This is a genomic window from Tenacibaculum sp. IB213877, assembly GCF_034043975.1.
In the GTDB taxonomy this organism is placed as follows: Bacteria; Bacteroidota; Bacteroidia; order Flavobacteriales; family Flavobacteriaceae; genus Polaribacter.
The window spans coordinates 1-4,105 of sequence record NZ_JAXCHH010000018.1 but is presented as its reverse complement, the minus strand read 5'-3'; the positions used below and the strand labels follow the sequence as shown (position 1 = coordinate 4,105).

The following is a 4,105-nucleotide window of genomic DNA, read 5'->3' as shown; positions in this document are numbered from 1 at the left end:
AGAATAAAGCCTTCTAAATTTAGACCATCATTTAGTCATCTATAAAAAAACAAGCCCTAAAAAGGCTTGTTTTAATCCAATATTTTTGGTTTTTACACACTTGTGCAACGGTTACCATTGTTGTGTGCAGTACTTTTTTATTCAGTTTCATTGTCAAAATCCATTTTCGTCTGGTTTCTTAACTCTCTGTTCCTTTTCTTTCGTTTAGTCTCTATTCTTTTCGAGTCCTCAAACACATCAGTAACATTAAATATTGATATCGTTCCAATTTCAATCTCTCCATCGTCATTCATTTTTTGCTCAAACTCAATATCTGCTATTATACTTGTTCCATTTGAAAAACTAATTTCTTTATTAATTACAGATGTTAAAAATTCTCCATCTCTCATATAGAAGCTAATTGGCTTTTCATTGTAGATTCCTTTCCATTTCATATTTCCCTTTTTTAAGACAGGTGAAACGATTTCGATTATTTCACTTTCTCTAAAATCAGGGTCAATGTCTACCGAATGCAGAATAAACTTGTCAAAATCTTTTCTTGGAACAATATTCTCGTTCGTAATTGGCTCTAAGTTTTCATTCAGTCTTTGAGTAGATACTTGTTCTATTTTCTCTTCCTTTAGTAAAGTAGAGTAGAAGTTGGATTTGAATAACTTTACTTTATTTGTCTCTGCGATGAATACAGATAAATTTTGAATTATTAAGGTCTTATCTTGTTCTGTAGTTTCTTCGTCTTCTAAATCGCGTTTTAGTTTTTCAATTCGCAACCTAATTTCTTCTTTTTTCAGCTTTTCATATTCGTGGTCAGTCTTTATTTGGTCAGATACAACATCAGAAATGATTACAGACAAAATTCCAGCTAAGTAAAGTAAAGCGTTTTTAATTTTACGCTTATTTTTCTTTTTGGAAATTAGTTTATAGAAAGCTTTTATTCCACCTTCCTCGATTGCAATAGTTTCAAATTGCAATTCTCCTTCGAGTTCAAGAATAGATGTTACTTCTTTAAAAATCCGAAGTAATTCATATTCGGCTTTGTTGTTTATAAAAGCATCAACTGAATGAAGTTCATCTTTTAGGAAGTAATGTAATTGTAAAAATTCCATTCAGTTAGTTTGGTTTTCGTATTGCACACAACGTTTTAGCTAAAAAACGTTGCGTTGGTTTAGCTGTTAAATTAGTAAAAAATACCTAAACTTGGACTTTTGCAAGTATTTTCCCAAAGGGAAAATCCGCAAGCAATGTTTTTTAGGTTTTGTTACCTGTAGGTGTTATTTTTTCTTCTCAATTTTCTGGCTTATAATACTTTTTTGTTTCAATTCTATTTCCATTTCTTCTATTTTAACAATAATATTCATAAATATTTCTGTTGTATAATTTTTGATATGCTCATTTTTTAAATCATATTCAATAAACCCATTTCCATCACTATTTTTTAAATCTATTTTCAATCCTTTCTGTATAGGTCCTAGTTCATATTTAATATTGATTTTTACATATCCAATATCATTTTCTATTTTTTCAAAATAATAAGAGGTTTTAACTTTCAGGTTAACTGATAGGTTATCAGCAAAAGGGATTTTTTTTAAAATTTCACTTTCAATTGTTTTATTAAGAGCTAATTTTTTCCCTGTATTTTCTATATTGAAAACCTTATTCAATGAATTAAAAAATATTTTTTTCTCCTGTGCATTCAATTGATTTGACTCTACTGTATTTATTTCAATTTTACCTGAAATGTTTTTACCTAAAGCATTAGTGTTTTTGTATTTGTTATTTGAACATTCTATAATGCTTATGTTGATAGGGTATACATTCTTAGATTTTTGTCCAGTTTCTGATTTACTAATTACGTTAAAATTTTCTAATTCAATATTAGGATTGGGAACTCCTTGAGCTTTTAAATATTCTGTAAATTCTTTAGGCTTATTATATTTTAATTCACTTTCAGATGAGAAAGAGTAATTTGTTAAATATTCTGAATTAGGATGGTAGTTTTTTGATAAATCAATCTTTTTCTGTGAAAAACTAGAAAGATAATTTAAAATTATAAAAATTAATATTATGTTTTTTTTCATTTTTTGAGCTTACAGGTAACGGACTTGTGTATGAAACGTAGCGTATAAAAAGACACTAACTTTTCGGATTAACACAGAGCCGAATTTTTATATTTTGTTTTTAATTTTTCTCTTTTTAAAAGCCAAATTAAAAATTTGGCGGACTTTCTAAATATAAACAAACCTTTCGGTTAAACACTTACTAGCTATGTTTTATACACCGTGTTACCACCAGTTTTTTATTTTTTGCTCAGTAACCTTTCGATTTCTCCTTCTTCCCAAGTCCATAAATGACTGCACTTTTCGTCTGCCCAAAATCCTTCAAAACTTGTTTCAATTGATTGTTTTGAAAAAACTCTTTCATTTATAGCTATGAAAAAGAAGAAATAGTCCCAACTGATTGCAAAAAGAATTGATTTGTTTTTATCATAAATATAATAATCATTAAAATCAATTTTATCACAGAACTCTATGTTGGTTAGTTCGTTCAAGTTAATTGTTTTTTTGTTTTCATAAAATTCGTCTTCTACATCTATTTCGCTGATTCCATTCAGTGTTAATATTTCATAGATTAACGATTTAGTGAAAAAGTCAAAAGCACCTTCAGTTGGGTGCCAAACCTTATTGTTATCCGAGTATTGATTTAAAATCTCTAATAAATCTTTTCGTTGTAATTTCTTTTTAAAAGCTCCAATGGAAGTCATTAAAGCTTTATTAAGTTCCTTATTATTATTCAGATTTGTATCTAGAATTATTTCTCCCCAAGTTACTTTCTTTCCATTTTGAGATATTTCTTCATCAGTAGGATAGCATTCATTAGAAGAATAAACCGTCACATTTGAGTGATTACCAATTTTTTCAAAAATTTCGTCCTTTTCTCTAGCTTCTTCGATTGAGATTACTTTTTTTGAGCTGTTAGTATCACAATGTTTTTTGTCAAGTTCGAAAAATGGCAGAAGTCCAACGTAAACGCTATCAAATTCAGAGTAGTGTTTCAATACAGGTATTTCCTCGTCTGGATATAGGTTTTTATTTTCTATTTCGCTCATTTTTGGGTAATTGGTGGTAACGGTCTCGTATAACCATCAGTTACGGGATTAAAGTTAATAATTTTCGGTTAAGAACTGGTGTTAGCAATTCCGAGTGGATTCGGACGTAGTCGAATCCGCCGTAATTGCGGTTATACATTGTTAGGTGCTGTACTTTTTATATTCATAAACAGCTATACTTCTTATTTTTCCGTTTGATTCTGTTGTTATTTTTAAAATATTTCCATTTTCGTCCAAGTCGTAAGTGCTAGTCGATATGAAAGTGCTTTTTCGGTCACTTGTAAATACTAAACTTTTACTTTCAATTAGATATCCTTTTTCGTTATAAAAGTTTTCAGTTTGAAGTCGTTTTGGTTCGTCTTTAATTCTCCAAACTTTAGTAATGTCTCCATTTTCGTTGTACTCGTATTCAAAAAATCCACTTTCGCTAAATTGGTTTAGAGGGTTTATATCATCAGATAAGTCAAATTCTTGGTCAATCCGTTTTATTTCGTTCCCTTTTTTGTCAAATGAGATTAAAATCCGTGATTTCTTATTTGGGTATTCGAACTTGTAGTGAGACTCAAACTTTCCATTTGGTTTAAATCGTTTTTTTTCAATCAACCGTCCATTTTGGTCATAAAATTCCCAGTCCCATAATCTTTTTTGATTTTTATTCTCAATATTTTGCTGATAGATTTTTACTTCTTTAATGTTATTCTGTTTGTATTTATCCGCAGCTTTTTTCCACATACTTTGTGAAAAACCTGAATAAGCTATTATCAAAGTCAGAAGTAATATTATTCTTTTCATAGTTGTTTTTTCAGTATTGCACCTAACGGTCTCGTATAACCGTCAGTTACGGGTTAAAGTACGTAAATTTTTCGGTTTAGCACAGACGTTAGCAATTCCGAGTGGATTCGGACGTAGTCGAATCCGCCGTAATTGCGGTTATACATTGTGTCTGTTGCACAATTATGTAAAAGTAGTAATTTTTTGTATTTTGAGGTATGCAAGGCAAAA

General features: G+C 29.5%; 4 protein-coding genes. All 4 read right to left on the bottom strand.

Going from position 1 to position 4,105, the window contains the following annotated elements:
• Positions 1 to 137: 137 nt before the first annotated feature.
• On the bottom strand, positions 138 to 1,103 hold the full coding sequence (locus tag SLH33_RS12835; RefSeq protein ID WP_320419519.1) for a hypothetical protein: 966 nt from the start codon (positions 1,101 to 1,103) through the stop codon (positions 138 to 140).
• Between the two features lie 165 nt (positions 1,104 to 1,268).
• Positions 1,269 to 2,075 (bottom strand): hypothetical protein, encoded by an 807-nt coding sequence (locus tag SLH33_RS12830; RefSeq protein WP_320419518.1) that lies wholly within the window; start codon positions 2,073 to 2,075, stop codon positions 1,269 to 1,271.
• A 218-nt stretch (positions 2,076 to 2,293) separates the two neighbouring features.
• Positions 2,294 to 3,103 carry a DUF2711 family protein gene (locus SLH33_RS12825; RefSeq protein ID WP_320419517.1) on the bottom strand — a complete coding sequence of 270 codons (810 nt, stop codon included), beginning with the start codon at positions 3,101 to 3,103 and terminating at the stop codon, positions 2,294 to 2,296.
• A gap of 141 nt (positions 3,104 to 3,244) precedes the next feature.
• Positions 3,245 to 3,895 (bottom strand): hypothetical protein, encoded by a 651-nt coding sequence (locus tag SLH33_RS12820; RefSeq protein WP_320419516.1) that lies wholly within the window; start codon positions 3,893 to 3,895, stop codon positions 3,245 to 3,247.
• Positions 3,896 to 4,105 lie beyond the last annotated feature (210 nt).